The organism is uncultured Stenotrophomonas sp., assembly GCF_963519125.1.
Lineage (GTDB): Bacteria > Pseudomonadota > Gammaproteobacteria > Xanthomonadales > Xanthomonadaceae > Stenotrophomonas.
This window is the reverse complement of sequence record NZ_CAUQLJ010000020.1, coordinates 33,062-59,068: the sequence shown is the minus strand read 5'-3', so window position 1 is coordinate 59,068 and position 26,007 is coordinate 33,062. Positions and strand designations below refer to the sequence as shown.

General features: G+C 69.9%; 14 protein-coding genes. 1 reads left to right on the top strand and 13 read right to left on the bottom strand.

All coding sequences use genetic code 11. The annotated features are described in order from the left end of the window. Nucleotides 1-6: 6 nt before the first annotated feature. From RYM47_RS15845 to purL, 13 genes are all read right to left on the bottom strand, one after another. Nucleotides 7-822: a hypothetical protein gene (locus tag RYM47_RS15845; RefSeq protein WP_315389060.1), complete on the bottom strand. Its 816-nt coding sequence runs from the start codon at nucleotides 820-822 to the stop codon at nucleotides 7-9. Next, nucleotides 812-1,549 carry a type II secretion system protein GspM gene (gene gspM, locus RYM47_RS15840; protein WP_315389058.1) on the bottom strand — a complete coding sequence of 246 codons (738 nt, stop codon included), beginning with the start codon at nucleotides 1,547-1,549 and terminating at the stop codon, nucleotides 812-814. Before gspM ends, RYM47_RS15845 begins: the two co-directional genes overlap by 11 nt. Then, complete coding sequence (locus tag RYM47_RS15835; RefSeq protein WP_315389057.1) at nucleotides 1,524-2,696, bottom strand: PilN domain-containing protein; 1,173 nt, start codon at nucleotides 2,694-2,696, stop codon at nucleotides 1,524-1,526. Before RYM47_RS15835 ends, gspM begins: the two co-directional genes overlap by 26 nt. Then, complete coding sequence (locus RYM47_RS15830; RefSeq protein ID WP_315389056.1) at nucleotides 2,693-3,553, bottom strand: type II secretion system protein GspK; 861 nt, start codon at nucleotides 3,551-3,553, stop codon at nucleotides 2,693-2,695. Before RYM47_RS15830 ends, RYM47_RS15835 begins: the two co-directional genes overlap by 4 nt. Further along, a complete protein-coding gene (locus RYM47_RS15825) occupies nucleotides 3,550-4,182 on the bottom strand; it encodes a type II secretion system protein J (RefSeq protein ID WP_315389055.1) in 633 nt (210 codons plus the stop codon). Before RYM47_RS15825 ends, RYM47_RS15830 begins: the two co-directional genes overlap by 4 nt. Further along, the gene (locus tag RYM47_RS15820; RefSeq protein WP_315389054.1) at nucleotides 4,179-4,601 is read right to left on the bottom strand and encodes a prepilin-type N-terminal cleavage/methylation domain-containing protein; all 423 of its coding nucleotides are present in this window, start codon (nucleotides 4,599-4,601) and stop codon (nucleotides 4,179-4,181) included. Before RYM47_RS15820 ends, RYM47_RS15825 begins: the two co-directional genes overlap by 4 nt. After that, complete coding sequence (locus RYM47_RS15815; protein WP_315389071.1) at nucleotides 4,598-5,020, bottom strand: GspH/FimT family pseudopilin; 423 nt, start codon at nucleotides 5,018-5,020, stop codon at nucleotides 4,598-4,600. The genes RYM47_RS15820 and RYM47_RS15815 overlap by 4 nt, the downstream gene beginning before the upstream one ends. A 93-nt stretch (nucleotides 5,021-5,113) precedes the next feature. Continuing rightward, nucleotides 5,114-5,548 carry a type II secretion system major pseudopilin GspG gene (gspG, locus tag RYM47_RS15810; RefSeq protein WP_315389053.1) on the bottom strand — a complete coding sequence of 145 codons (435 nt, stop codon included), beginning with the start codon at nucleotides 5,546-5,548 and terminating at the stop codon, nucleotides 5,114-5,116. A gap of 10 nt (nucleotides 5,549-5,558) precedes the next feature. Further along, nucleotides 5,559-6,779, bottom strand: coding sequence for a type II secretion system F family protein (locus RYM47_RS15805; protein ID WP_315389051.1), 1,221 nt, complete (start codon nucleotides 6,777-6,779; stop codon nucleotides 5,559-5,561). Between the two features lie 2 nt (nucleotides 6,780-6,781). Continuing rightward, nucleotides 6,782-8,515: a type II secretion system ATPase GspE gene (gene gspE / locus RYM47_RS15800; protein ID WP_315389050.1), complete on the bottom strand. Its 1,734-nt coding sequence runs from the start codon at nucleotides 8,513-8,515 to the stop codon at nucleotides 6,782-6,784. Nucleotides 8,516-8,634: 119 nt separating this feature from the next. After that, entirely contained in the window at nucleotides 8,635-10,488 is a 1,854-nt protein-coding gene (locus RYM47_RS15795) for a S8 family peptidase (protein ID WP_315389048.1), read from the bottom strand. 125 nt (nucleotides 10,489-10,613) lie between these two features. Beyond that, a complete protein-coding gene (locus tag RYM47_RS15790) occupies nucleotides 10,614-19,205 on the bottom strand; it encodes an ESPR-type extended signal peptide-containing protein (protein ID WP_315389047.1) in 8,592 nt (2,863 codons plus the stop codon). Nucleotides 19,206-19,652: 447 nt separating this feature from the next. After that, on the bottom strand, nucleotides 19,653-23,537 hold the full coding sequence (purL, locus tag RYM47_RS15785; RefSeq protein ID WP_315389046.1) for a phosphoribosylformylglycinamidine synthase: 3,885 nt from the start codon (nucleotides 23,535-23,537) through the stop codon (nucleotides 19,653-19,655). Between the two features lie 300 nt (nucleotides 23,538-23,837). Between purL and RYM47_RS15780 the strand changes: the two genes are divergently transcribed. Next, on the top strand, nucleotides 23,838-25,919 hold the full coding sequence (locus tag RYM47_RS15780; protein ID WP_315389045.1) for a glycosyl hydrolase family 18 protein: 2,082 nt from the start codon (nucleotides 23,838-23,840) through the stop codon (nucleotides 25,917-25,919). Nucleotides 25,920-26,007: the final 88 nt, after the last annotated feature.

The window sequence follows — 26,007 nt, the reverse complement described above, 5'->3', positions numbered from 1 at the left end:
TTCACTCTATTTGGTTTGGCCGGAGCTGCCCGGGGGCGGCTGCTGCGACTGTTGCTGTTGCTGCAATTGCTGGCGGCGCGCCTGGATGCGGGCGCGGATGGCTTGCATCTGTTGTTCGCTCGGTCCCTGCGCGGGCGGCTGCCCGCTCGGTGTCTGTGCAGCAGCGGCGGCGGCAGCCGCGCTCGCAGCCGCATTGGCCGCCGCTTCGGCAGCCTGCGCGGACGCCGGGGGCACGCGCGGCATCGGGTTGGAGGTCGGCGGCGGCACCGGCGGGCGAACGCCATTGCCCTGCCCGGCACCTGCGGCCGTACCCAGCAGCGTCGGCGGCTCGCCGCCCTGCCCGCTGAAGGTCACCAGCTCCAGCGTCTGGGTGCCGCCCGGACCACTCACGGTGGCACTGCGCGGCTCCAGGGCGAGCAGCTGCCAGCCGTTCACCGCGTCGCCGTTGAGGCGCAGGCGCAGCGACTGCTTCTGGTCGGTGGTGAGGATGGCCATGCCGAATTCGGAGGTCAGCAGGACCCCGGTCAGGGTGACCGCGCTGGATGCATTTCCCGCGTCACTGCCACCGAGCAGGTACGGCCGCGGCTTGCGGTCTTCGGCAAACAACGGGCGCGCGCCGATGGCCGCGTAGGATTCTGCCGAGGCCAGCCGCTCCGGCGCAGCGGGCGGCAGCGTGGGCAACGCAGGGGGCACGCGGTCGCCGGCGTCGGGCGGCGCGATGCGGCCGCCCACGCCGAACAGCGTGGCGATCCAGATCGCGGCAGCCCAGGCGACCACGCCGCCGAGCCACCAGCTGCGCAGGGAGGCCAGTTCAATCTTCAATGATCGTGCCCTCGTCGACCGGTTGGGCAACGCCGGGGTCGGTGGGCGCGGCCATCGCCGAGCCTACCGGTTCCAGGCCGGCCGGGGCCGGATCGGGCGCCGCTGCAGCCGGTGCGGCAGCGGCAGCGGCTTCGGTGCCGGCACCGGGCTTGAGATAGCCGACCAGCTCGAACGACACGTCCAGCCCGGTGCCGCTTTCATTGGGCGAGGCCTGGAAGCGTTGCGCCAGCAGGTTGAGGTTGCCCACGAACAGGCGCGGGCTGCCGGTTTCCAGCGTGTGCAGCACCGCCGCCATTTCCGGCACGCCGCAGCGCAGCCGGACCTGCAGCGCCACGCGAGGGAACTGCGCGTCGCGCGCGGTGTCGGTCAGCGGCGAGCGGTTGCTGATGGTGCAGCTGCGGTTGCCCGGACTGGCTGAGGCGACCGCGTCCTGCAGGCGGCTGGACAGTGCGGCCGCGGCCGATTCGGCGGTGGGCTCGCGCAGGAAGCCGGGACGTCCCTGCAGGGCTGCTTCCACCTCCTGCAGGCGCTGTTGGACCTGGCCGCGTTGCTGCAGCTGTGCCTGCACGCGCTGCTCGCGTTCCTGTATATCGGCGATGTCGCGGTTGATGTCGAGCAACGGACGGGTGAACCACGGGTGCACCAGCAGCAGGTAGGCCAATGCCAGCGCGGCCAGCAGCAGGCCCAGTGCCAGCCAGCGGTCACGGCGTGTCGGCGGCATTGCCATCGGCAACCTCCGGGGCAGGCGCGGCAGCGGCAGGTGCGGCCGGGGCCGGTGCACCGGGCAACGGCTGCAGCTCGGCGGTGAGGGTGAAGCGGTCGCGGCCACCGGCGCCACCGTCGGCCTGCAGCACGCCGGTCAGGTTGACCTTGCGCCACAACGGCGAGTCCTGCAGCAGCGGCACCAGCTGCGAGGCTTCGCGGCTGAGGCCGATCAGCTGCAGGGTGTTGCCTTCCACCGACAGCTTTTCCAGGTACGTGCCGTCAGGCAGGAGGCGGGTGAGTTCGTTCCACAGCTCCACGGTGCTGGCATGCTCGCTGCGCTTGGCTTCCAGGAACGCGGCGCCGTCGACCAGCTCCTGCAGCTGCTGGCGTTGCGCGGCCACGCGGCGCGCGTCGCGCGCGGAGGCGTCGACCTGCTCGCGCAGGCGCTCGGCGGCGGCCTGGCGGTTGTCCAGCAGCTGGGTCGCGGCGAGCGCCAGCAGCACCACGGCAGCGCAGCCGAGCAGCAGGTTCCAGCGCCGCATCGGGTCGCGGGTGAGCTGGCGCTGGGTCGCCGGCAACAGATTCACGCCGAGCGGTTGGCCGTGGCCGTCGTCGGCATCCACGCCCGCCAGCTGCTGCGCCCAGGTGCCGGCCTGCTGCGACCACTGCTCCAGCGCCTGGCGCGGAATCACCACCAGTTCCACCTGCAGCTGGCCGTCGGGCAGCGCACCCAGTTCGCGCACGTCGTAATGCACCTGGCTGGCTTCGAACGGGGTCTGCCGGTCGATCTCGAATCCGACCACGTCGCGCAGGCGCGGCGCGGCGGCGGCCGGCAGGCGCAGTGGGCGGCGCAGCACGGCAGAGGCCGGCAGCACCCAGTGCCGGGGCAGTCCGCGCAGCCGCGCGTCCAGTACCTGCTCCAGATCGGCCGGCGCGGTCGGCCACGGCAGTTCGGCCACGGCCTGGACCTGCTCGGCGGTATCGCGGCGCAGCACCAGCTGCTCGGCATGCCGCGACAGCAGCAGCCGCGACTGCGACCAGCCCATGGCCCACTGCCAGCGCAGCGGCAGCCAGGCCAGCAGCGAACGCCGCCACCAGCGCAGGCTATTGCCTACGCCGGGAGCGAGCCGTCCCCGTGCCTGTTCCAGACTGTCCCGCCAAACCGTCATCGAGCTGCCATTCCCTGTTCCCAGCGAAGTACCGTGTAAGTCGTTCCGGGCGTGCCCGCCGCGCCCATGCGTACCACCGCGCGCAGCACCGAGACCCGGCCGCGCGCGTCCATCGCGCGGCTCTCGATACTATAGGTGCCGCTGCCACTGGCAAGCGCGCCGGTCACGTTTTCGTCGCCCGCCGCCTCGCTGCGCTCGCGCTGGGCCAGCAGCGGTTCGGCGTCCAGCCCGAGCGCGGTCAGCACCGGCCCGGCCGCGAAACGGGGATCCGGACGCGACTGTCGACTGTACAGGGTCAGCATCGGTTCCATCCGTTCATACAGGTCCGCGTCCATGCCGAGCACCCGCTGCAGTTCGCCCAGGGTCTCGAAGCGCCCGTTGCGCGCGCCATACGGCAGGCCGGCCGCCTGGTAGTCGGTCGTTTCGGCACCGCCACCGGGTTGCTTGAGGCTGTCGGGATCGCGCCAATCGGCGATCGCGCCGGCCAGCTGCTGGGCCCGTCCCGGTTCCACGTCCAGTGCGCGCAGGAAACCTGCCAGCAGGGCGGTGTCGGCCAGGTTGAGGTTGATCTTGCCGTTCTCGTCGACCACCCGCAGGTCGATGCGGCGCTCGTCGAAGGTCCATCGGTAGCGTCGCCCGTCGGCCTGCCAGGACGGCTGCAGCGCGGAGGGCCGCATGCGGAACAGCGCGTACTCCAGTCCGGCGCGGGCATGCTCCTGGCCGATCGCATCGTCGCCGATCACCCGTTGCTGCAGGTGCTCGATGCGCGCGCTGAGCGCGAATGCGCCGACCACGGCGGTAAGCAGCGCGATCAGCCACAGCACCAGCACCAGTGCGGCACCGCGCGCGCGCCTCATCGACGTGCCTCGCGCGCCTGCGACAGCGCGGCCACCATCGGCGGCCACGCCGGTCCCTGCAGCGGCACGATGCGGATTTCCACCAGCAGCGGCAGCCGCCGGGTGTCGTCCCACTGGGTCTGCCACTCGCCCAGCTGGCCGCTCTGCGGGTCGATGCCGCGATAGCGGAAGGCCACCTCGCGCAGTGCATCGGCCAGCATTTCCGGCGGGCGCGGCGGGGTTTCGGCAATGCGTTCGCCGTTCTGCACCAGGCTCAGCGCCACGTCGAGGCGCAGGTCACTGCCGCTGCGGTTGACCTGCAGTTCGTGCACATACGACCCGCCACGGCCGAGGTAGCCGGGCAGTTCGGACACGAACAGCATGTGCTGTGGTTCGCCGAGGAAATACAGTGGCTCGCGGGTCGGATCGGGCGGTTCGGCGGCGGTCGGCAGGGCCATGCTCAAACGCCGTCGCAGGAAGCCTTCGACCGCGCGCATGCGCTCGTTCTGCGCGGCCACGCGCTCGCCGCGCTGGGCGATGTTCATCGCCGAACGCACGGTGGCAAACGCCAGCGCAAGACCGCCGACCAGCAGTACCGTGGCCAGCAGCACTTCGATCAGGGTGAAGCCACGCGCGGTGCGGTGGCTCATCGCGCCGCCTCCGGAGTGGTGGGCAGCAAGCGCAGCGATCGCCACTGCAGGCGCTCGCCGTTGCCCTCGCCCCAGCGCACCTGCAGGGTCAGCTGGGCCAGGGTGGGGCCGGTGGCGACGCTGGCTGCCGACGGTTGCAGCGTATCGACGCGCGGATCCACATACGGTTCGACCTGCAGGTCCCAGCGATAGCGCCCGTCTTCCCAGTCGCCCTGGGTGCGCCCGACCTGCAGCGGCGCCTCGATCCCGGTCGCCGCCAGCAGCGACTGTGCGTGCAGGGTGGCGCGGGTGCGCAGGTCGGCGCCGTGCACCTGGCGCGCCGCGCCGGACAGGCTGCCCAGCAGCAGGGTCAACGCGAGCGCCAGCAGGGCGAAGGCGACGATCACTTCCAGCAGCGAATAGCCACGCTGCCGTTTCATTGCGCGCCCCGCACGGGGCCGGAGCGGACCTCGCCGGTGATCCAGGCCACATCGATGCGCCACAGCGCGTCGCGCACGCCCAGCTCGATGGTGCCGCCGCTGGAGCCGCCGTCCGGATGGAAGGCGATGCCGCCCTTGCCGGACGCGACGCCCGCGACCTGGCCGGCGCCGCGGAAATGCACCTCGATGGCGGCTGGCAGACTGCCGTGACGTCCGTTGGCAGCTTCCCACGTGCGGTTTTGCGGATCGATCAGGAACCGCTGCTGCTCGCCGGTGGCAATGGCCTGGGTGCGCGTGTAGCGCAGCTGGCTGGCCACTTCCTTGCCGGCGTTGCGCAGGCGCATGCCATCGATGCCGCCGTTCATGGCGGTGGCGGTGATGGCGCCGATGATCGCGATCAGTGCGACCACCAGCAGCATTTCCAGCAGCGACACGCCACGCACGGCCCGCCGCCGCGGTGCGACGCGACGGGGCCGGGTGCTGCACGGCGCTGCGGAAGGAGCCAAGCGCGCTTACTCGTACTTGATGTCCGCGTCGTAGCTGCTGCCACCGACCTTGCCGTCCTTGCCCAGGCTGATCAGGTCGAACGGCTGGCCTTCGCCGGGCGCGCGGTATTCCAGCGCATTGCCCCAGGGGTCGTTGAGCTCGGCCGGCTTCGCATACGGGCCCAGCCAGCCGCTGCTGCCACCGGGCTGGGTGACCAGGTCGTCGAGCTTGGCCGGCAGCTTGCCGGTGTCGAGCTGGTAGTTCTCGATCTTGCCGGCCATGGTCTGCACCTGCGACTTGGCGATGTTGGCCTTGCCGCGGTCGGCGCCACCGAGCACGCGGCTGCCGACCAGGGTCAGCACCGCGCCGATCAGCACGATGACGATGATGATTTCCAGCAGGCTCATGCCCGACTGGCTGCGCGGCGAAGCGAATTGCACACGGGTGCGACGGTGGATCATGGAAGCTCCTTCAGCCTATGGCATTGGTGAGGTCGTACAGCGGCACCAGCACGGCGACGATCACCAGGCCGACCACCGAGGCCAGCACCAGCGTGATCACCGGTACCAGCGCCGACAGCAGGCGGTCGATGGCACGTGCGGTTTCCTGTTCGAAGGTATCTGCAGTCTTGAGCAGCATGACATCCAGCGCGCCCGATTCCTCGCCGACCTGGATCATCTGCAGCGCGAGCCGCGGGAAGCGCTTGCCCTTGCCGAGCGCGGCGGACAGGCCGTTGCCATTCTTGACGTCGTCGCTGGCGGCGTCGATATCGGCGGCCAGCGCGCGGTTGCCCAGCACGTTGCGCGCGATGCCCAGCCCGGACAGCAGCGGCACGCCGTTGCGGAGCAGCGTGCCGAGGGTGCGTGCCAGGCGCGCGGTTTCAAGTTTGGCGATCAGCCCGCCGATGCCTTTGCGCTGCAGCAGCCAGCCATCCAGCGCCAGTCGCGCGGTCGGTTGGCGCAGCTTGCGTTCGACCACCAGCAGCGCCAGCGCCGGCACCACGATCATCGCCAGCCAGCCCTCGCGCACCACCAGGCCCGCGTTGAGCACCCACTGGGTGAACCACGGCAACGCCACATCCAGGCTTTCGTACATCAGCGCGAACTGCGGCACCACGTAACCGAGCAGGAACAGCAGCGCGCCGCCGACCACCGCGAGCAGGATCGCCGGGTAGATCAGCGCGTTGATCACGCGGCCTTTCAGTTCCTGGCTGCGTTCGAGATAGTCCGACAGCCGCTGCAGGGTGTCGTGCAGGCTGCCGCCGGCTTCACCCGCGCGCACCATGTTGATGTACAGCCGCGAGAACAATCCGTGCTGGCGTTCCAGTGCGGTGGACAGGGCAGCACCGCCACGGACCACGTCGCGGATGTCGGTGATCACCCGCCGGCTGCGTTCGTCTTCGGGCAGTTCCAGCAGGATGGTCAGCGCGCGGTCCAGCGGCTGCCCGGCACCCAGCAGCGTGGCCAGCTGCTGGGTGAACTGGACCAGCGCGGCGCCGTCGAACGGCTTGCGCCGCAGCAGCGCGGTCCACGAGGTGCTGCCCGCCCCGCCCTCGCCGGCCAGGCGCGCTTCCATCGGAAGGTGCCCCTGGTCCTGCAGCTTCGCGGCGACATCGGCTTCGCTGGCGGCATCCATCTGGCCATCGAACAGCTCACCGTGCGCGTTGAGGGCCTTGTAACGGTACTGCGGCATGCTCAGCTTTCCTCCGTCACGCGCAGCACTTCTTCAATCGTGGTGTAGCCCTGCAGCGCCTTGGAAAGGCCGTCTTCATACATGGTGCGCATGCCGGCCGCGCGCGCGATCTGCTCGACCTCGCCCATGCCAGCGCGACGCATCACCGCGCGGCGCAGCTCGTCGTTCATCACCAGGAATTCCATGATGGTGGTGCGCCCGAGGTAACCGGTGGGCGCGAGCGCGGAGGGCTGCGCGCGGTACAGATGGATGTCGCCTTCCGGCTGCAGGCTGCGCAGGTCGAAGCGTTCGATCTCTTCGGGCGAGGCCAGGTAACGCAGTGCATGCTGCGGTTCCAGCCGGCGCACCAGGCGCTGGGCCAGGATGCCGTTGATGGTGGAGGTCAGCAGGTAGTCTTCCACGCCCATGTCGAGCAGGCGGGTGATGCCGCCGGCGGCGTTGTTGGTGTGCAGGGTGGAGAGCACCAGGTGGCCGGTCAGCGCGGACTGGATCGCGATGCGCGCGGTCTCCAGGTCGCGCATTTCGCCGATCATGATGATGTCCGGGTCCTGGCGCACGATGCTGCGCAGCGCGCTGGCGAAATCCAGCCCGATCTGCGGCTTGGCCTGGATCTGGTTGATGCCTTCGATCTGGTATTCGACCGGGTCTTCGACGGTGATGATCTTGACGTCGGCGGTATTGAGCTGGCTCAACGCGGTGTACAGCGTGGTGGTCTTGCCCGACCCGGTCGGCCCGGTGACCAGCAGGATCCCGTGCGGCTGGTCGAGCACCTTGCGGAACTGCGGCAGGAACGCGTCGGTGAAGCCGAGCCGGTGGAAATCGAACACCACCGTGTCGCGGTCGAGCAGGCGCATCACCACGCTTTCGCCGTGCGCGGTCGGTACGGTGCTCACGCGCAGGTCCAGCTCCTTGCCCTGCACCCGCAGCATGATGCGGCCGTCCTGCGGCAGGCGGCGCTCGGCGATGTTCAGCCGCGCCATGATCTTGATGCGGCTGATCACCGCGGCGGTCAGGTTGGCCGGCGGGCTCTCGCCTTCGATCAGCACGCCGTCCACGCGGTAGCGCACCTTCAGCCGGTTTTCGAACGGTTCGATGTGGATGTCCGAGGCGCGCAGTTCCACCGCGCGCTGGATCACCAGGTTGACCAGGCGGATCACCGGCGCTTCGGAGGCGAGGTCGCGCAGGTGTTCGATGTCGTCGACCGCGCTGCCTTCGCCGTCGGCGGTTTCGACGATCGCGCCCATCGCACTGCGGCCCTGGCCGAACCAGCGCTCGATGACGTCGTCGATTTCCGAGCGCAGACCGACATGCAGGCGCACCGGCACCGCCATCGCCAACTGCACCGCGTCGGCGGTGTAGGGTTCCTGCGGATCGCTCAGCCACAGGTCGAGCACGCCGTCGTGCAGCGCCAGCGGACAGGCATGGAATTGTTTGAGGAAGCGCAGCGACAGCGGCAGCGCGTCGAGCAGGGATTCGGGCGGCGCTTCGGGCACTGCCTTGCCTTCCAGCAACGGCAACGCCAGCACCTCGGCGCAGGCCTGGGCATGGTCGCGTTCGGACACCAGGCCCAGCCGCACCAGCAGCGGCAGCAGGCTGCCGCCGGATTCGCGCTGCAGCGGGCGCGCGCGGGCCAGGTCGGCCTCTTTCAGCCGCCCGTTGCGCAGCAACAGCGCCACGATGCGGGCTTCCGCATCGGTGGACGACTCTTCAGCAAGATCGTGGGTTACCGCATTCACGAAAGCTCTCCTGGCGACCTGCCGACTTTAGCAGTTCGCCGCCGGGCCACATGCGGTGGTGGCCAACAGAAAACGGGCGCCCGTCACATTGACGGGCGCCCGCAGGGACTACCGGGCCGTTACTGGACGGCCTGGATGCTCACGCCACTGAAGGCCGATTCGCCGACCAGCTTGATGTAGTACGTGCCCGCCACCGGCGCGGTGAAGCGCACGGTTTCGCTGTTGCCCGGACGGCTCGATTTGGCATCGTAGTCGGTCGCGGACGGCTCTTCGCCGGCGCTGACATACAACGAGACGTTGCCGCTGCCGCCGTAGGTGAGGAAGCTCACCGTCTTGCCGGCCGCCGCTTCGAAGCTGTACAGCGTTTCGCTGCCGCCGGCGCCGGTCAGGCCGGTGACCGCCACGCGGTTGGTCAGTGGCGTCGCATCCGGCGCGCAGTCGACCGTGCACGGCTCTTCCAGCGCCTTGTCGAGCGCGCCCTTGGCGTCGACGATGCCGCTGCCGATCGGGGTCGCGGCCGGGATGGTCACCGGGAAGTTGCGGGCGCTCTGCTTGAGCAGCGTTTCCAGCTGGGCCGGGGTCAGCGGGTCCTTGCCGGCCGACGCCAGCGCGCCCTGCACCAGCGCGGCGACGGCGGCCACGTGCGGCGAGGCCATCGAGGTGCCGCCCATGCCCATGTAGCTGTAGGCACCGGAGGTCGGGGTGGTCAGGCCGTTGTAGCCGGCCTGCCAGACGTAGCCGCCCGGGTTGCCATCCACGCCGCCGCCACCGCCCGGACCCGACAGGTCCACTGCCGCGCCGAAGTTGGAGTAGGAGGCGATGCCGCCGGTGATGCGGGTCGCACCGACCGCGATCACGTTGGCGCAGCTGGCCGGGCGATAGCCGGAGGCGTTGGAGGCCTGGTTGCCGGCCGCCACCACCACGGTGGTACCGCGCGACACCGCGCCGTTGATCGCATCCTGGTAGGCCGGATCGCACGCGCCGCCGCCGCCCAGGCTCATGTTGATCACTTCGGCCGGGTTCGGGTTGGCCGGTACGCCGGCAACGGTGCCGCCGGAAGCCCAGGTGATCGCGTCGGCGATGTCGGAGAGGTAGCCACCGCACTTGCCGAGCACGCGCACCGGCAGCACCTTGGCCTTGTACGCCAGGCCGGCCATGCCGATCGTGTTGTTGGTCGCTTCGGCGACCGTGCCGGACACGTGCGTGCCGTGCCACGAGCTGTCTTCGGCCAGCGAGCCGGCATAGCACTCGTTGTCGTTCTCGACCCAGTCGCCGTAATCGAGCGCACCCGGGACGCGTTCATCGGTCGGACGGCGCGAGGTTTCCGCGTCGCTGATGAAGTCGTAGCCTTCCAGCAGGGTGCCGGCGGCAAAGTCCGGATGCTGCGGCAGGATGCCGGTATCCAGCACCGCCACCACCACGCCTTCGCCCTGCGCCACGTCCCACGCGGCCGGTGCATTCACGCCACCGGTGGCGCTGTGCAGGTGCCACTGGTACTGCGCGTAGTACTGGTCGTTCGGCACCAGCTGCGGGGTTTCCTTGGCACGCGTGTCAGCGCGCTGCAGCTTCACGTCGACGGCGGCGTACTGCACCGACGGGTCGGCCTGGATTTCCTTCAGCACTTTCTGCAGGTCGGCCTGGCTGAGCTTGCCCTGCAGGCGGATCACGTCCGCCCCGGTGCCGAGCCGGCGCAGCAGCTGCGGGCTTGCCGCGGCCGCACGCGAGGCGGTGCCACCCACGCTGGCGCGCGACACGGCCGAGGTGACCGTGGCCAGCTTGGCCGAACGGTCGGCGGCAGCGGCGGTGCCGGTGCGGTACTTGACGATGATGCGCTCGGAGTTCTGCTGGGCGGTGCTGGCCTGGCGCGCCGGCTCCTTGACCGGCAGGCCGGCGGCATAGGCGCTGGCGCCCACGGACAGCGACAGCACGGCGGCTGCCAGCACGTTGATGCGAAGGTTCTGCTTCTTGGTCACGTTGAAATCCTCTTCAAGGTCATGGATCAAACGACGTTCAGGCCAACACTCCATCGGTCACCCCCGGCCGGCCCTGGCCGGGGTTCCCGTGACCCGCCCCCTCAGGCCTTGCATTGCATGCGCGGTTACCAGCCGAAGCCCGCACCCACGCCCACCGAGCTGTCATCGCTGGTGAACGCACCGCCGAAGGTGACGGTGGCGCGGTCGCTGATGGCGCGCTGGTAGCCCAGCGACAACGCCGACTCGCCGCTCTGGAAGCCGACACCGACACCGACGCGGTTCTGCGTGCGGACACCGGCGGCGCTGGTGGCCATGTTGAGCATGGCCGCGTTCATCGCACCCTGGCGGTCGATGCGACGGTCCTGGTGACGCAGGCGTTCGTCGATCTCGCCCTTGTAGATGTCGAAGGTGTCGGCCATCGCGCTGTACCGCTGGTCGGTATAGCTGTTGGCCGAGGCCACCCCGCCATCCAGCTGGCCCTTGTTGACCGCGTCGGTGGCAGCGCTGCCGGCGGCCACGTTGGTGACCTGGCGTTCGGCCCCCACCGCACCTACCGAGACCGTGTCGGCACGGTCGGCGACCGAGCCCTGGCCCAGGGCCACCGAGTTGGCGGCCGTGGCGCTGGCCCCCTGCCCGATCGCGGTCGCCGAAGCGCCGCTGGCGATGGCGCCTTCGCCCATGGCCACCGAGGTGACCGGCAGTGCGGCCGCCACCGGCTGCGAGCTGCCGTAGCTGGCCGCCGTCGGCGTGCCCTGCACCACCGGCGCAGCCGCATCGGCAGCGGCCACGCGGGCCGTGTCGGCGCTGGCTGCGGTCGCCGCAGTGTCGGCCGCTTCGGGGGTGGCCGCCACGCTGGCGGTGGACACCGACGCGGTGCGCGCACGCGCCGCGTTGCTGCCGCCACCGGCGATGCGCTGGTCGAGGTCGCTGACCTTGGCATCGAGCGCGCCGAGTGCATCGCCCACGTTGTTGTAGGTGCTGCCCTGGATCACGTAGTTCGGGGCCACGAACACGCCCTGCATGCCGACGCTGGCGCCGCCGCCGAGGAAGCTGGCGGTGTCGGTCAACGCCTGGAACAGCTGCCCGCCGTTGATCGCCTGGCGGCTGCTGCTGGCGATGGAGCCGTTGCCGACGTTGTCCACGGTGGTGCCATCGATCCCCGCCAGGGTCAGCGTGTCGCGACTGCTGTCGTCGTAGCTCAGCGCGTTGACGGTGGCGTTCTCCACCGACCCGATGCGGTCGTCGATGTCGCCGACCCGGGTTTCCACTGCGCCCACGCGCTGGTTGGTGGTGTTGAGCTGGCCACCGGTGACCGCGTCGGTGCTGCCGGCGGCGACACGACCGGCCGCGACATTGACGATGCGGCGGGTGGCCGGCGAATCGGTACCGTTGCCGCCACCGACCGAGACCACGTTGGCTTCGGTGGCCCTCGACCCTGCACCCAGCGCCAGCGAGTTGGCCCCGGAGGCGGCCGCGCCGGCACCGAGTGCGACGCCACCGGCACCGTTGCTGACGAACGCGCCGTTACCGATCGCCACCGCGTTGGTGGCGTTGGTGGAGGACAGACGGCCAAGCACGGTGCTGTTGGTACCGCTTGCCGTGGCATCGGCACCGACCGCGGTGGCGCCGGTGGCCGACGCGGTGGCGGCGGTGCCCAGCGCGCTGCTGCGGGTGCCGCTGGCAGTGGCCGCCGAGCCGGCGGCCAGCGCGTCGGTGCCACTGGCGGTTGCGACGCCGGTGCCGCTGGCCTTGAAGCGCTGCCCCACGGCATCGGCGTTGGCCGCGACGCTGTCCAGCTGCGCCTTGTTCACCGCATCGGTGGCATTGACCGCCGCGCCGACGTTGGTGATGCGGCGCGTGGCCGGACCGGTGGTGCCGTTGCCGCCACCGACCGAGACCACGTTGGCTTCGGTGGCACGCGAGCCTGCGCCCAGTGCCACGCTGCCGGTGCCGTTGGCCGAGGCGCTCTTGCCCAGTGCGGTGGCGTTGATGCCGCTGTACGCGAAGCTGTCCTGGCCGATGGCGGTTGAGCCCGCCGAGGTCGCCCACGCGAACTGGCCGACGGCGGTGGTCTGCGCGGCGGTGGCCCAGGCGCTGGCGCCAGCGGCGAAGCTGTTGGCGCCGCTGGCCAGTGCGCTGTTGCCGATGGCGATGCCATAGGCGCCGGACGCGGTGCTGCCCCAGCCGAACGCAGAGGAGTAATCGCCTGTGGCTTCTGCACCGTAGCCTACGGCCGTGGTGCGCACGCCGCTGGCCGCGCTGAAGGCGCCGACGGCGGTGCTGTAGTCGCTGCCCGCTTCGGCGCTGTAGCCGAACGCGGACGACTGCACACCCGCCGCAGTGGAACCGGCACCGCTGGCGGTGCTGAACGCCCCGCCCGCCTGCGCACCGGCGCCCAGCGCGGTGGCGCCGGTGCCGCTGGCACTGGTCGCCTTGTCCAGCAGCACGTTGCCGTTGGCATCTTCGTAGTACAGCGCACCACCGACCGCCGTAGCCGAATCGGCGGTGGCCGACGCGTTGTAACCCGACGCCGACGCATAGCGGCCGGACGCCAGCGAACCGCTGCCGTAGGCCGAGGCACCGGTGCCGAACGCGTTGGACGCTTCACCGGCGGCGGTGGCGTAGGCGCCATCGACGTAGCTGCCCACGTCATCGCCGTTGCCGCTGCCGGAGGCCTTGAAGTAGCGGTTCGTTTCCTCGGCGGTATCGGCCACTTCGTTGAGTTGGTCGAGGTTGACCGCGTCGGTGCCTTCGGTACCGGCGGCGACGTTGGTGATCTGGCGCTGCGAGGTGGCGGTGCCGACCGAGACGCTGTTGTCGCGGTCCGCACTGGAACCCGCACCCAGCGCCACACTGTTCACGCCGGTGGCGGTGGCGCTTTCGCCCAGTGCGGTGGCACTGACGGCGTCGGCCCACGAGTTCCAGCCGATCGCGGTGGTGTAGTCGTCGGTGGCCCAGGCACCGGCACCGAACGCCGCTGCACCGGTGCCCGACGCACGCGCCGGAATGAAGCCGAAGAACGTGCTGCCGCCGATGGCGACGCTTTCATCGCCGGTGGCTTCGCTGAACTCACCGACGGCGACCGCGCTGGCGCCCGATGCGATGGCACCGTAACCCAGGGCCGAAGACAGCTGGCCGGTGGCTTCGCTGTAGCTGCCGAACGCGGATGCACCGGCTTCCGAGGCGGTGGAGCGGAAGCCGTTCGCGGTGGCCTGCTGGCCCGACGCGACCGCTTCGCTGCCACTGGCGCTGCTGTACGCCCCCGAAGCCTGCGCGCCGGCACCGATGGCGCTGGCACCGATCTCGCTGGCGGCGGCACCGTTACCGACCGCGACGCTGTTCTCACCGGTGGCCTGGGCGTCGCTGCCCAGCGCTGCAGCGCCTTCCGCCGCGGCCAGCGCGTTGAAGCCCACTGCGGTAGCGTTGTCGGCCAGGGCGTTGGCGCCGCTGCCGAGCGCGCTGGCACCGTTGCCGATCGCATTGGACGCCTCGCCGGCGGCCAGCGCGTTGTCGCCTTCCACATACGCACCGGCGTCGCTGTCGTCGCTGCCGCTGGCCTGGAAGTACTTGCTGGTGGTTTCAGCCACCGCCGCGACTTCCTTCAACTGCGCCAGGTTGACCGCGTCGGTGTCTTCGGTACCGGCACCGACGTTGGTGATCTGGCGATCAATGGCGTCATGCACGACACCGGCGGCATCGGTCCACGCCTGCGCGGCGCCGACCGACACCGAGTTGGCGCGATCGGCCAGCGTGCCGGCACCGAGCGCCACGCTGTTTTCGGCGTCCTTGGTGGTCCAGGTGTTGCTGCCGAGCACGGTCGAGTTCACCGCCTGCGCGTAGCTGTTGTAACCGACCACGGTGGCACCGTCTTCGGTGGCCCAGGCTTCGCTGCCGACCGCCGTGGTCTGCACGCCCTGGCTGGTGCTGTTGGCATCGGCGCCGGCCAGCGCGTTGAAGCCGACTGCTACGCCGGAGTCGGCGGTAGCTGCGTTGTTGCCCAGCGCGACGCCGTAGGTTCCGGCGCGGGCCTGCACGCCGAATGCCGCACCGGCGATGTCGGCGAAGGTGCCCTGGCCGACCGCGGTGGCGACTTCAGAGGCCTGGCTGTAGGTACCGATGGCCGTGCCGAAGAAACCGGCGGTGGCGCCTGCACCGAACGCACTGGCGGCCCAGCCGTCGGCGGTGGCGAAGTTGCCGATCGCGGTGGTCTCGCGGCCCAGCGCCCACGCGCCGTAACCGACTGCGGTCGCGGCCAGGCCGCTGGCTTCGGAACCTGCACCGATCGCCACGCCGCCGAAGCCCTGCGACAGCGCGCCGCCGCCGATGGCGACCGAGGCGTTGCCGCTGGCACTGCTCAGGTCGCCCACCGCAACGGCACCCGCGCCGCTGCTGGCCGCATTGCTGCCCAGCGCTACCGCGTTGTCGGCAGTGGCAGTGGCATTGAAGCCGACCGCGGTGGCTTCATTGGCCACCACGGTGCTGCCGGCGCCGAGCGCGGTGGCGCCATTGCCGATGGCGTTGCTGGCTTCACCGGCGGCCAGTGCATCGTCGCCGTCGACGAACGCACCGGCGTCGCTGGCATCGCTGCCGCTGGCCTGGAAGTACTTGCTGGTGGTGGCGGCCGAGTCGGCCACCGCGTTGAGCTGGTTCACGTTGACCGCGTCGGTGCCTTCGGTACCGGCGGCGACATTGGTGACCTGGCGTTCGCTGCCGGCACTGCCCACCGACACGCTGTCGTCGCGGTCTGCGATCGAGTCCGCACCCAGCGCCACGCTGTTTTCGCCTTCCGAGGTGGCGGCGTTGCCCAACGCGGTGCTGTTCAGGCCCGGCGACCAGGCGCCACCGCCCACGGCGGTGGAGTAGTTGCCGGAGGCTTCGGTCGGCAGCAGGCCGAACAGTGCGCCACCGACGGCCACGCTGTTGGTGCCGCTGGCCAGGCTGCCCTGGCCGGTCGCGGTGCTGTAAGCGCCGCTGGCCACGGCGTCGCCGCCGAGTGCGACGCTGTTGGAGCCGGTGGCCTGGGCGAAGCTGCCCAGCGCGGTGGCATTGAAGGCGGTGGCCGCCGCGTATCCACCAATCGCAGTGGTGTAGCCGGCGGTGGCTTCGGAGGCGAAGCCGTAACCGGCCGACAGCGTGCCGCTCACCACGCTTTCGGCGCCGACTGCGGTGGCGCCGGAGCCGCTGGCGGAGCTGTAGTAACCGAGCGCGACCGATTCCTCACCGGCCGCTTCAGACAGCGCGCCACCGGCGAGGCTGCCTGCGCCGGAGGCGACGCTGGCGGCACCGCTGGCGGTGCTCTGCTCACCCGAGGCCAGGCTTTCGGCACCGCTGGCGGTGGCGTATTCGGCGGTGGCCTGCGCGTTGGCGCCGGACGCGGTTGCGTTGGCGGTGGTGGCCAGTGCGTTGAACCCGACCGCCGTGGCATTGGTGTCGAGGGCGAACGCACCGCTGCCGACGGCCGACGCGCCGCTGCCGCTGGCGAAGCTGCTGGAGCCCACTGCCGTGGCGTAGTCGCCATCGGTGGCGGCATTCGAACCGGCCGCCACGCTTTCCGCGCCGCCAGCCACGGCCACGCCGTCACCGGTGGCCTGGAACTTGTCGGTAGCGGCGGTCAGCTGGTCCACGTTGACCGCGTCGGTGCCTTCGGTACCGGCGGCGACCTGGGTGATCTGGCGCTGCTGGTCGTCGTTGCCGACCGAAACGGTGTACGCGCGGTCCGCGCGCGAGCCCGCACCGAGCGCCACTGCGTTGGAGGCGCTGGCGTTGCTGCCGGCACCGATGCCGATGGCGCTTTCACCGCCGGCAACGACATTCGTGCCGATGGCGATGGTGTTGATGCTGTTGCCCAGCGCCTGGTAGCCGACCGCGACGCTGTTGTCGCCGTAGCCGAACGCGCCGCGGCCGAGTGCGGTGGAACTGGTGCCGCGCGCCCAGCTGTTGTAGCCGACCGAGGTGGCGCCGGCGCCATCGGCCCAGGCTGCGTAGCCCACGGCAGTGGCATTGGCGTCGGTGGCCCAGGCGCTGGCGCCGAACGCGGTGGCGCTTTCAGCGGTGGCCCATGCGTAGGCACCGGTCGCGGTGCTTTCCACGCCGCTGGCGAAGGCGTTGTCGCCCTGTGCGGTGCTGTAGTCGCCGGTGGCGCGCGACTTGTAGCCCTGCGCCAGGCTGTTGTCGCCGGTGGCCTGTGCGCCATTGCCGAACGCGTTGCTCTGCGCACCCGTCGCCTGCGCGCCGGCACCCACGGCGACCGCATCCTGCGCGGCGGTGGTGCCCACGGTGACGGCATTGCCGTCGCCGTCGACGATGGGCTGGTTGTACTGGTCGTAGGCCTGGCCGAGGCCGCCGATGGCGACGCTGCCGGCGCCGGTGGCGGCGACGTTGCGGCCTACCGCTACGCTGTCATCGCCGAGCGCGGAGGCGCCATTGCCCACCGCGGTCGCGCCTGCGCCGAACGCATTGCTGGCTTCGCCTGCGGCCAGTGCGCCGTCGCCGTCGGCGAACGCGCCCACATCGCTGTCCTGCGAGGGATTGGCCTTGAAGCGCTTGGCGGTTTCATCGGCGGTGGCGGCCACGCTGTCCAGCTGCGCCTTGTTCACCGCGTCGGTGTCTTCGGTGCCGGCGGCCACATTGGTGACCTGGCGTTCGCTGCCGACGTCGCCGACCGATACAGTGTTGTCGCGCACCGCAGTGGAGTTGGCACCCAGGGCCACGCTGTTTGCGCCGCGCGCGGTGCTGTAGAAGCCGACCGCGGTGCTCAGCTCGCCGCTGGCCCAGCTTTCCGCGCCGAGCGCGGACGCGCCGTCGCCCGGGGCGTAGGCGAAGTAGCCGAGCGCCGTGGCTTCGGTACCGGACGCTTCGCTCAGCGTGCCATTGGCCACCGCGTAGTCGCCGCTGGCAATCGCACCGGCGCCGACCGCGGTGGCGGCTTCGCCGCTGGCCTGGGTCTGCACGAAGAAGCCCAGGCCCGGGATCAGGTCGGCCGGACCGCCGATGGCGGTGCTGCTGGTGCCGGCAGCCACGCTCTGGGTGCCGACTGCCGTGGCGTAATCGCCGGTCGCATTGGCGACCGCACCGAACGCGGACGACTGTGCGCCGGCGGCATACGCGCCGACGCCGTAGGAAGACGCAGCGAAGCCGGACGCTTCGGCACTGGCACCCACTGCGGTGCCGCCGACGCCGGCGCTGGTGGCACCGGTATCGACCGGCACGCCGCCGTTGGTGATCAGCGGGTTGCCGTCTTCGTCCACGGCTGCACCGCCGACCGCGACGCTGCCCGGCCCGTTGGCCTGTGCGTTGTTGCCGAACGCGGCGCTGTTCTGGCCGCTGGCAAGCGCGTTGTACCCCACGGCCGTAGCGTTCTGCGCAACCGCGCTGGCGCCGCTGCCGAGTGCGGTGGTGCCGTTGCCGAGTGCGTTGGTGGCTTCACCCACCGCAGTGGCGTTGTCGCCATCGGCAAAGGCACCCGCATCGCTGTCGGCGCTGCCGGTGACCTGCACGTACTTCGCGGTGGTGGCGGCCACGTCGCCCACGTCGTCGAGCTGGGCCTTGTTCACCGCGTCGCTGGCTTCGGTGCCCGCAGCGACATGCGTGATCTGGCGTTCCAGGCCGTTGTTGTTGCCGACCGAGACGGTGTCGACGCGATCCGCATACGAGCCTGCGCCCAGTGCGACGCTGCCCACCGCAACCGCGGCGGAGTTGGAACCGAGTGCGGCACTGAAGTCGGCCACGGCCGTGCTGAAGGCACCCACGGCAATCGAGGCTTCGCCGCCGCTACCGGCGCCGCGACCGAGCGAGGTGCTGCCCGCACCGATCGCCAGTGCGCCGCCACCAATCGCGGTCGCGCCGTCGGCACTGGCTTCTGCCAGGCCACCAATGGCGGTGGCCGCGCCGTTTTCGCTGGCCGCGAACGCGGACGCACCGAGCGCGACATCGCCGAGGCCGAAGGCCATCGCGTTCTGCCCTGCGGCCACGGTCGCGTCGCCGATGGCCAGGCTGCCCTGGCCGAAGGCGCTGCCGCCCAGGCCCGCGGCGACTGCACCGCTGCCGACCGCCGTGGTCGCATTGGCCAGTGCCTGGCTGGTGTTGCCCAGCGCGGTGGCGCCGTCGCCGTCCGCGTTGGCATCGGCACCGGCGGCGAGTGCGCCGTCACCGTCGATGGTGGCCGCGTCGCTGTTGTTGCCTGCGCCGTCCGCCTTGAAATACCGGGTTGCGCCGGCGGCGGTGGCCGCCACCGTGTCCAGCTGTGCCTTGTTCACCGCGTCGGTCGCGGCGGTGCCGGCGGCCACGTTGGTGACCTGCCGTTCCTTGCCGGCGTCACCGACCGACACCGTGTTGGCACGTGACGCACGCGAGCCGGCGCCGAGCGCCACGCTGTTGGCGGCCGAGGCCGTGCTGTTGCTGCCGATCGCCACCGCATTGGCGCCGGACGCCGTGGCGTTGCCGTCGACCACGCAGCTGTCGATCACGTTGCTGTTGAGCACCACGCAGTTCGCGTTGCCGCCCACTTCCACCGACTGCGCGCGCGCATCGGATATCGCACCGCTCATGCCGAGTCCAAGCGTCAACGCAATGGCGGCCGACAACACCGACGCGCCACGCGCGTCGGTAGACCGTCGCTGGTCGATCACCACGCCCGGGGTCTGGCTGCTGGCCAATTCGGAGGCAACCACCATCTGCCCCAGTGCTTTGTTCCAGACCTTGCGATAAATCCGATTCATCGATGCGACTCCTGGTTGGACTGGTTTTGGGCAAAGCGACGCCAACGCCGGACACCGTGGTCCAACGTCCCCTGGGGGCGTGTGCTTAAACTTTTTGGATTACTGCGTGAAGTGCCGAACGGCGTGAGCGACGAACAGAGAACGCGCCATCCTTGGGGCTACTGCAGAACTGAACGCTGTCGAAATGAGACCTCAGTGTTAACGCAGGGTTTTGGTTGCGTCAAGACTTTGACGTCAGAAAGTGTGCGAACGCGAGAACCGTCACACATCTGACTATTCATCAACGTGTTTTGTTAGATCGATGTGAGCATTCTTCATCACACGCGTCCACGCATGTAACGCGCTGTAACTCGTTGCTTCGTCACAGTTTGGAATCGCGCGCAAAAAAAAACCGCCGACAGCGTCGGCGGTTTTTTCACATGGTGCTCACCACGTCATCACATGAGATCAGCCGCACCATACTCTTGCGTTGCGGAACATGCGCAGCCACGGCGAGTCGCCGTTCCAGTCCGCCGGCCGCCAACTCAGGTTCACCGCACGCGGCGTGCGCTCCGGGTGCGGCATCATGATGGTGACGCGACCGTCGCTGGTGGTCAGGCCGGTGATGCCGTCGGGCGAACCGTTCGGGTTGAGCGGGTACTGGCTGGCAACGTTGCCATCACCGTCCACGTAGCGCAGCGAAACGCGTGCTGCGGCCTGGTCCACCGGGCTGGCGAACACCGCCTGGCCCTCGCCGTGCGCCACCGCCACCGGCAGGCGCGAACCGGCCATGCCACGCAGCAGGATCGACGGCGACTCCACCACTTCCAGCAACGCGGTGCGCGCTTCGAACTGCTCGCTGCGGTTGCGGCGGAACTGCGGCCAGTGTTCGGCACCGGGAATGATGTCCTTGAGCTGGCTCATCATCTGGCAGCCGTTGCACACGCCCAGCGCGAAGCTGTCGTCGCGTGCGAAGAACGCAGCGAAGGCATCGCGCAGCGCGCTGCGCTCCAGCACCGAGGTCGCCCAACCGCGGCCGGCACCGAGCACGTCGCCGTAGCTGAAGCCACCGCAGGCGGCCAGGCCGGTGAAGTCGGAGAGCTGCACGCGGCCTTCGATCAGGTCGCTCATGTGCACGTCGAAACTATCGAAGCCGGCACGTTCGAAGATGTTGGCCATTTCGATCTGGCCGTTGACGCCCTGCTCGCGCAGCACCGCCACGCGCGGACGCGCGCCGGTGTTGATGAACGGCATCGCCACGTCTTCACTGAGGTCGAAGGTGAGCTTCGGCTTCAGGCCCGGCGCAGTGAAGCTGCGCGCGATGGCGCGCTCCTGGTCGGCGTTGTCCGGGTTGTCGCGCAGCTTCTGCATGGCATGGGTGACCGACCACCACGCGTCGAACAGCGCTTCCCAGCGCCACTCGACCAGGCTTTCGCCCTGCAGCGACACCCGTACCACCGGTGCGGTGGTCGGGCGGGCGATGCGCTGTGCGCACTCGGTCAGCGCATGGCGCTCGACCAGGTCGGCGAACGCGGCGCGGTCTTCGCGTGCGATCTGCACCACGGCGCCCAGTTCTTCGTTGAACAGGCTGCGGAACGGGTCATCGCCCCAGGCGTCCAGGGTGATGTCCAGGCCCTGGCGCGAAGCGAAGGCCATTTCGCACAGAGCGGCGAACGCGCCACCGTCGCTGCGGTCGTGGTACGCCAGCAGAAGGCCCGCCTGGCGCGCGTCGCGGATCAGTTCGAAGAAGCCACGCAGGCGCTGCGGGTCGTCCAGGTCCGGCACTGCACCGGCGAAGGCCGGCAGCGCGCTGTGGTCGGCATGCACCTGGGCCAGGATCGAACCGCCCAGGCGCTGTTTGCCCGCGCCCAGGCCGATCAGCCACAACTCGCTGTCGGTGTCGCGGTCCAGCAGCGGGGTCAGCTGGGTGCTGGCGTCGGCCACCGGCGCAAACGCGGAGATCACCAGCGACACCGGCGAGACCGACTTGTGCGCCTGACCGGCGTCGTGCCACTGCGCCTGCATCGACAACGAATCCTTGCCGACCGGAATGCTCAGGTCCAGCTGCGGGCACAGTTCCATGCCCACCGCGCGCACCGCGTCGTACAACAGCGCATCTTCGCCGTTGTGGCCAGCGGCAGCCATCCAGTTGGCCGACAGCTTGACGTTTTCCAGCGAATCGACCGGGGCCGCGCATAGGTTGGTGATGGCTTCGCCGACCGCCATGCGCGCCGACGCGGCCGCGTCCAGCAGGGCCAGCGGGGTGCGCTCACCGATCGCCATGGCTTCACCGGCCAGGGTGTCGAACCCGGACAGGGTGATCGCGACGTTGGCCAGCGGCAGCTGCCACGGGCCGATCATCTGTTCGCGCGCAGTCAGGCCGCCGACGCTGCGGTCGCCGATGGTAACCAGGAAGTTCTTGGAAGCCACCGACGGATGCGCGAGCACGCGCAGACCGGCCTCGTGCAGGTCCAGACCGTTGGTTTTCAGCGCCGGCCAGCGCGGTGCCGGCGGGTGTGCGGTATCGCGGTGCATCTTCGGCGGCTTGCCGAACAGCACGTCCATCGGCAGGTCGATCGGCGCGTCGGCCGGGGTATGGCCGGGCACGGCGCCATAGGCCACCACCAGGTGCTCTTCGGCCGTGGCCACGCCCACCGCGGCGAACGGGCAGCGCTCGCGGGCGCACAGCGCGGCGAACTCGGCCAGGCGCTCCTGGGCCACGCCCAGCACATAGCGTTCCTGCGACTCGTTGCACCACAGCTGCATCGGCGACAGCGACGGATCATCGGTGGGCACCTTGCCCAGGTCGATCACGCCGCCGACCTTGGAGTCGTGCAGCAGTTCGGGGATGGCATTGGACAGGCCACCGGCACCGACGTCATGGAAGAACTTGATCGGGTTGTTGGCGCCCATCGCCACGCAGCGGTCGATGACCTCCTGGCAGCGGCGCTCCATTTCCGGGTTGTCGCGCTGCACGCTGGCGAAGTCCAGGTCTTCGGCGCTTTCGCCGGAGGCCACCGAGCTGGCGGCACCGCCGCCCAGGCCGATCAGCATCGCCGGGCCACCCAGCACGATGACCGCATCACCGGCCTGCAGCTGGATCTTGTCGACCTGCACGCGATCGATCGCGCCGAGGCCACCGGCCAGCATGATCGGCTTGTCGTAGGCACGCACCAGATCGGCGCCTTCCGGCAGCTCGAAGCTGCGGAAGTAGCCAAGCAGGTTCGGGCGGCCGAATTCGTTGTTGAACGCAGCACCGCCGAGCGGGCCATCGGTCATGATTTCCAGCGCCGGTGCCATGCGCGGGTTCAGCGCGCGCGGCGCTTCCCACGGCTGCGGCAGCTCCGGGATGCGCAGGTGCGACACCGAGAAACCGGACAGGCCGGCCTTCGGCTTGCCGCCGCGGCCGGTTGCGCCTTCGTCGCGGATCTCGCCACCGTTGCCGGTCGATGCGCCCGGGAACGGCGCGATCGCGGTCGGGTGGTTGTGCGTTTCCACCTTGATCTGGAACGCGCTGGGCACCTGTGCTTCGCGGCGGTATTCGCCACTGGCCGGGTCCGGGCGGTAACGCGAGGCCGGATGGCCTTCAATCACCGCCGCATTGTCGCTGTACGCGCTGAGCGTGTGCTGCGGGGTCTGCTGGTGGGTGTTCTTGATCATCCGGAACAGCGAGCGGTCCTGCTCCTGACCGTCGATGGTCCAGCTGGCGTTGAAGATCTTGTGCCGGCAGTGCTCGGAATTGGCCTGCGCGAACATCATCAGTTCGACGTCGGACGGCGCGCGGCCCAGCGCGGTGAAGCGTTCGCGCAGGTAGTCGATCTCGTCCTGGGCCATGGCCAGGCCGAGGCGCTGGTTGGCGGCCTCCAGCTGGTCCACCGGCACGCGTTCCAGTTCGCCGCGGGCCGGCGCCGAGAACAGCGCCTGGCCCTGCTGCACGGTCTCCAGCACCGACTGCGTCATCGGGTCGTGCAGCGCCTTGACCAGCGCCTGCTGGGCGGCTGCATCAGCCGGCCAGCCCTGCACGTCGATGCGCAGGCCGCGCTCGACCCGGCTCACCGGCTGCCCGGCACCGCGGACCAGCTCGGTGGCCTTGCTCGACCACGGCGACAGCGTGCCCAGGCGCGGCACCACGAAGCGGGTGACGGCTCCGGCGTCCTGCGGCGCCAGCGTGGGCTGGGCTTCCAGGATCCGGCTCAGGATCGCCGGGTCCGGCGTGGCCTCGCTTTCGGTCTGGATGAAGTAGAAGTGCCAGGCACCGGTGATGCGAACGTCGGCGGCAAGGGACTGCAGGCGGGTTTCAAGCCGTTCGCGGCGGAACGGCGAAAGGGCGGATGCGCCCTCGAGGACCATCATGTCCGGGGAACCGTGGTTGGAGACGGGGCCCACTATTGTACCGGTCCAGCGCCCCCCGGTGGTCCCTGCCCGACCGCCGCCCGGTCGGCCGGGGCGGCCGACCAGCCGCCCGAACCTTGCGCTGGCGCACGGAATGGCCGGGCGATCCATGACAACGTTGCCACGACCCGCCCAGCCCGACGCCCGGCGGGGCCCTGTCCGCCCCCACTGCTGTTGCCGGCCCCTCTCACCGGCCCCGGACCTGCTGCACCGCTGGGCGGCACCCCGCCGCCCAGCGCCACCCTTGATCGGAGTACGACCATGGCTGACCCGATTGCGCGCAGTACGGTGACATCGTTATCCCCCCGCTGGCTGCTGGCGCTTGCGCTGGCCTCGGCCACCCTCGCCCCGGGCGTCGCGCTTGCCGCGAGCTGTACCGGGGTGCCCGAGTGGAACGGCAATGCGATCTACCTGGCCGGCAGCACCCTGCAGAAGGGCGGCGTGCTGTATCGGGCCAACCAGGACATCTGGAACGCCCCGCCCGACCATCCCGCCGGCGCGCCGTACTACACCAACCTGGGCGCCTGCGACAGCGGCGGCAGCAACCAGCCGCCCAGCGTCAGCCTGACATCCCCGGCCAACGGCGCCAGCTTCAGCGCCGGCAGCAGCATCACCGTGAGCGCCAATGCCAGCGACGCCGATGGCAGCGTGAGCAAGGTCGAGTTCTTCCGCGGCGGCACCTCGCTGGGCATCGACACCAGCGCGCCCTACAGCGTTACCTGGGCGAACGCGTCGGCCGGCACCCACACCTTCAAGGCAGTGGCCACGGACAACAACAATGCGGTGACGTCTTCATCCACGGTGAGCGTGACCGTCAACGCGGCCAGCAACGACACCACGGCACCCAGCGTGCCGGGCGGGCTGTCCTCACCGTCGAAGACCGCCACCACGGTCAACCTGGCGTGGACCGCGGCCACCGACAACAGCGGCGGCAGCGGCGTGGCCGGCTATGACGTGTACCGCAACGGCGCCCTGGTCGGTTCGCCCAGCGCCACCCAGTACACCGACGGCGGGCTGACCGCGAGTACGGCCTACACCTACCGGGTGCGTGCGCGCGACAACGCCGGCAACGCCTCGGCGCAGAGCGCGTCGATCAGCGTCACCACCGCAGCAGGCGGTGGCGGCGGCGGCAACAAGCGGGTGATCGGCTACTTCACCCAGTGGGGCATCTACGGCCGCAACTACCGGGTCAAGAACATCGACACCAGCGGCTCGGCCAGCAAGCTGACCCACATCAACTACGCGTTCGGCAACGTACGCAACAACCGCTGCGAAGTGGGCGTCACCCAGCCTTCGGACCCGAACACCGGTGCCGGCGGCGACGCGTTCGCCGACTACACCAAGGCCTTCCAGGCCGGTGAAAGCGTCAGCGGCAGCGCCGACACCTGGGACCAGCCGCTGCGCGGCAACTGGAACCAGCTCAAGCAGCTCAAGGCCAAGCATCCGAACGTGAAGGTGCTGATCTCGCTCGGTGGCTGGACCTGGTCGCGCGGCTTCTCCAGCGCGGCGCAGCCGGCCAACCGGCAGGCCTTCGTCGCTTCGTGCATCGACGCCTACATCAAGGGCAACCTGCCGGTCACCGACGGTGCCGGTGGCGTGGGTGCGGCGGCCGGCGTGTTCGACGGCATCGACATCGATTGGGAATACCCGGTGGCGTGCGGGCTGAGTTGCGGCACCGCGGCCGACAACGCCAACTTCACCGCGCTGATGGCCGAGTTCCGCCGCCAGCTCGATGCAGTACGCCCGGGCCTGTTGCTGACCGTGGCGGTAGGTGCGGGCATCGACAAGATCCGCGTGACCGACCCGGCGGCGTATCACGGCTATCTCGATTACATCAACGTGATGACGTACGACTTCCACGGCGCGTTCGACCCGATCACCGGCCACCATTCGGCGCTGTTCGATTCGCCAGCGGACCCGTCCACCGGCGATACCAAGCTGTACAACAGCAACGATGCGATGGAAGCGTTCATCGCGCGCGGCGTGCCGGCCAGCAAGCTCAACCTGGGCATCGGGTTCTACGGTCGTGGCTGGACCAACGTGCCGAACGTCAACAACGGGCTGTACCAGAGCGGCAGCGCGGCGCCGGGTACGTACGAAGCGGGCATTGAAGACTGGAAGGTGTTGAAGAACCTCAACCATCCGATCTTCACCGACGCCAATGCACGCGCCACCTGGAGCTACAACGGCACCACGTTCTGGAGCTTCGACACCCCGGCGATGGTCACCGAGAAGATGGGCTACGTGAAAACCCAGGGCCTCGGCGGCGCGTTCTTCTGGGAGTTCAGCGGCGATGACACCCAGGGCACGCTGGTGAACACGATCAGCAATGGCTTGAAATAACACGCAGGACGCGCCCGGGGCCGCAATGGCTCCGGGCGCGATACACCGAAATCGTTGATCGATTCATGGAAGCCGGCTGCAGCCGTCG

Coding starts and splice junctions, on each gene's coding strand:
- gspM (WP_315389058.1), bottom strand. CDS start 1,549: ATGGCAATGCCGCCGACACGCCGTGACCGCTGGCTGGCACTGGGCCTG.
- RYM47_RS15780 (WP_315389045.1), top strand. CDS start 23,838: ATGGCTGACCCGATTGCGCGCAGTACGGTGACATCGTTATCCCCCCGC.
- RYM47_RS15835 (WP_315389057.1), bottom strand. CDS start 2,696: ATGACGGTTTGGCGGGACAGTCTGGAACAGGCACGGGGACGGCTCGCT.
- gspG (WP_315389053.1), bottom strand. CDS start 5,548: ATGATCCACCGTCGCACCCGTGTGCAATTCGCTTCGCCGCGCAGCCAG.
- RYM47_RS15790 (WP_315389047.1), bottom strand. CDS start 19,205: ATGAATCGGATTTATCGCAAGGTCTGGAACAAAGCACTGGGGCAGATG.
- RYM47_RS15805 (WP_315389051.1), bottom strand. CDS start 6,779: ATGCCGCAGTACCGTTACAAGGCCCTCAACGCGCACGGTGAGCTGTTC.
- RYM47_RS15820 (WP_315389054.1), bottom strand. CDS start 4,601: ATGAAACGGCAGCGTGGCTATTCGCTGCTGGAAGTGATCGTCGCCTTC.
- RYM47_RS15825 (WP_315389055.1), bottom strand. CDS start 4,182: ATGAGCCACCGCACCGCGCGTGGCTTCACCCTGATCGAAGTGCTGCTG.
- RYM47_RS15830 (WP_315389056.1), bottom strand. CDS start 3,553: ATGAGGCGCGCGCGCGGTGCCGCACTGGTGCTGGTGCTGTGGCTGATC.
- RYM47_RS15815 (WP_315389071.1), bottom strand. CDS start 5,020: ATGCTGCTGGTGGTCGCACTGATCGCGATCATCGGCGCCATCACCGCC.
- purL (WP_315389046.1), bottom strand. CDS start 23,537: ATGATGGTCCTCGAGGGCGCATCCGCCCTTTCGCCGTTCCGCCGCGAA.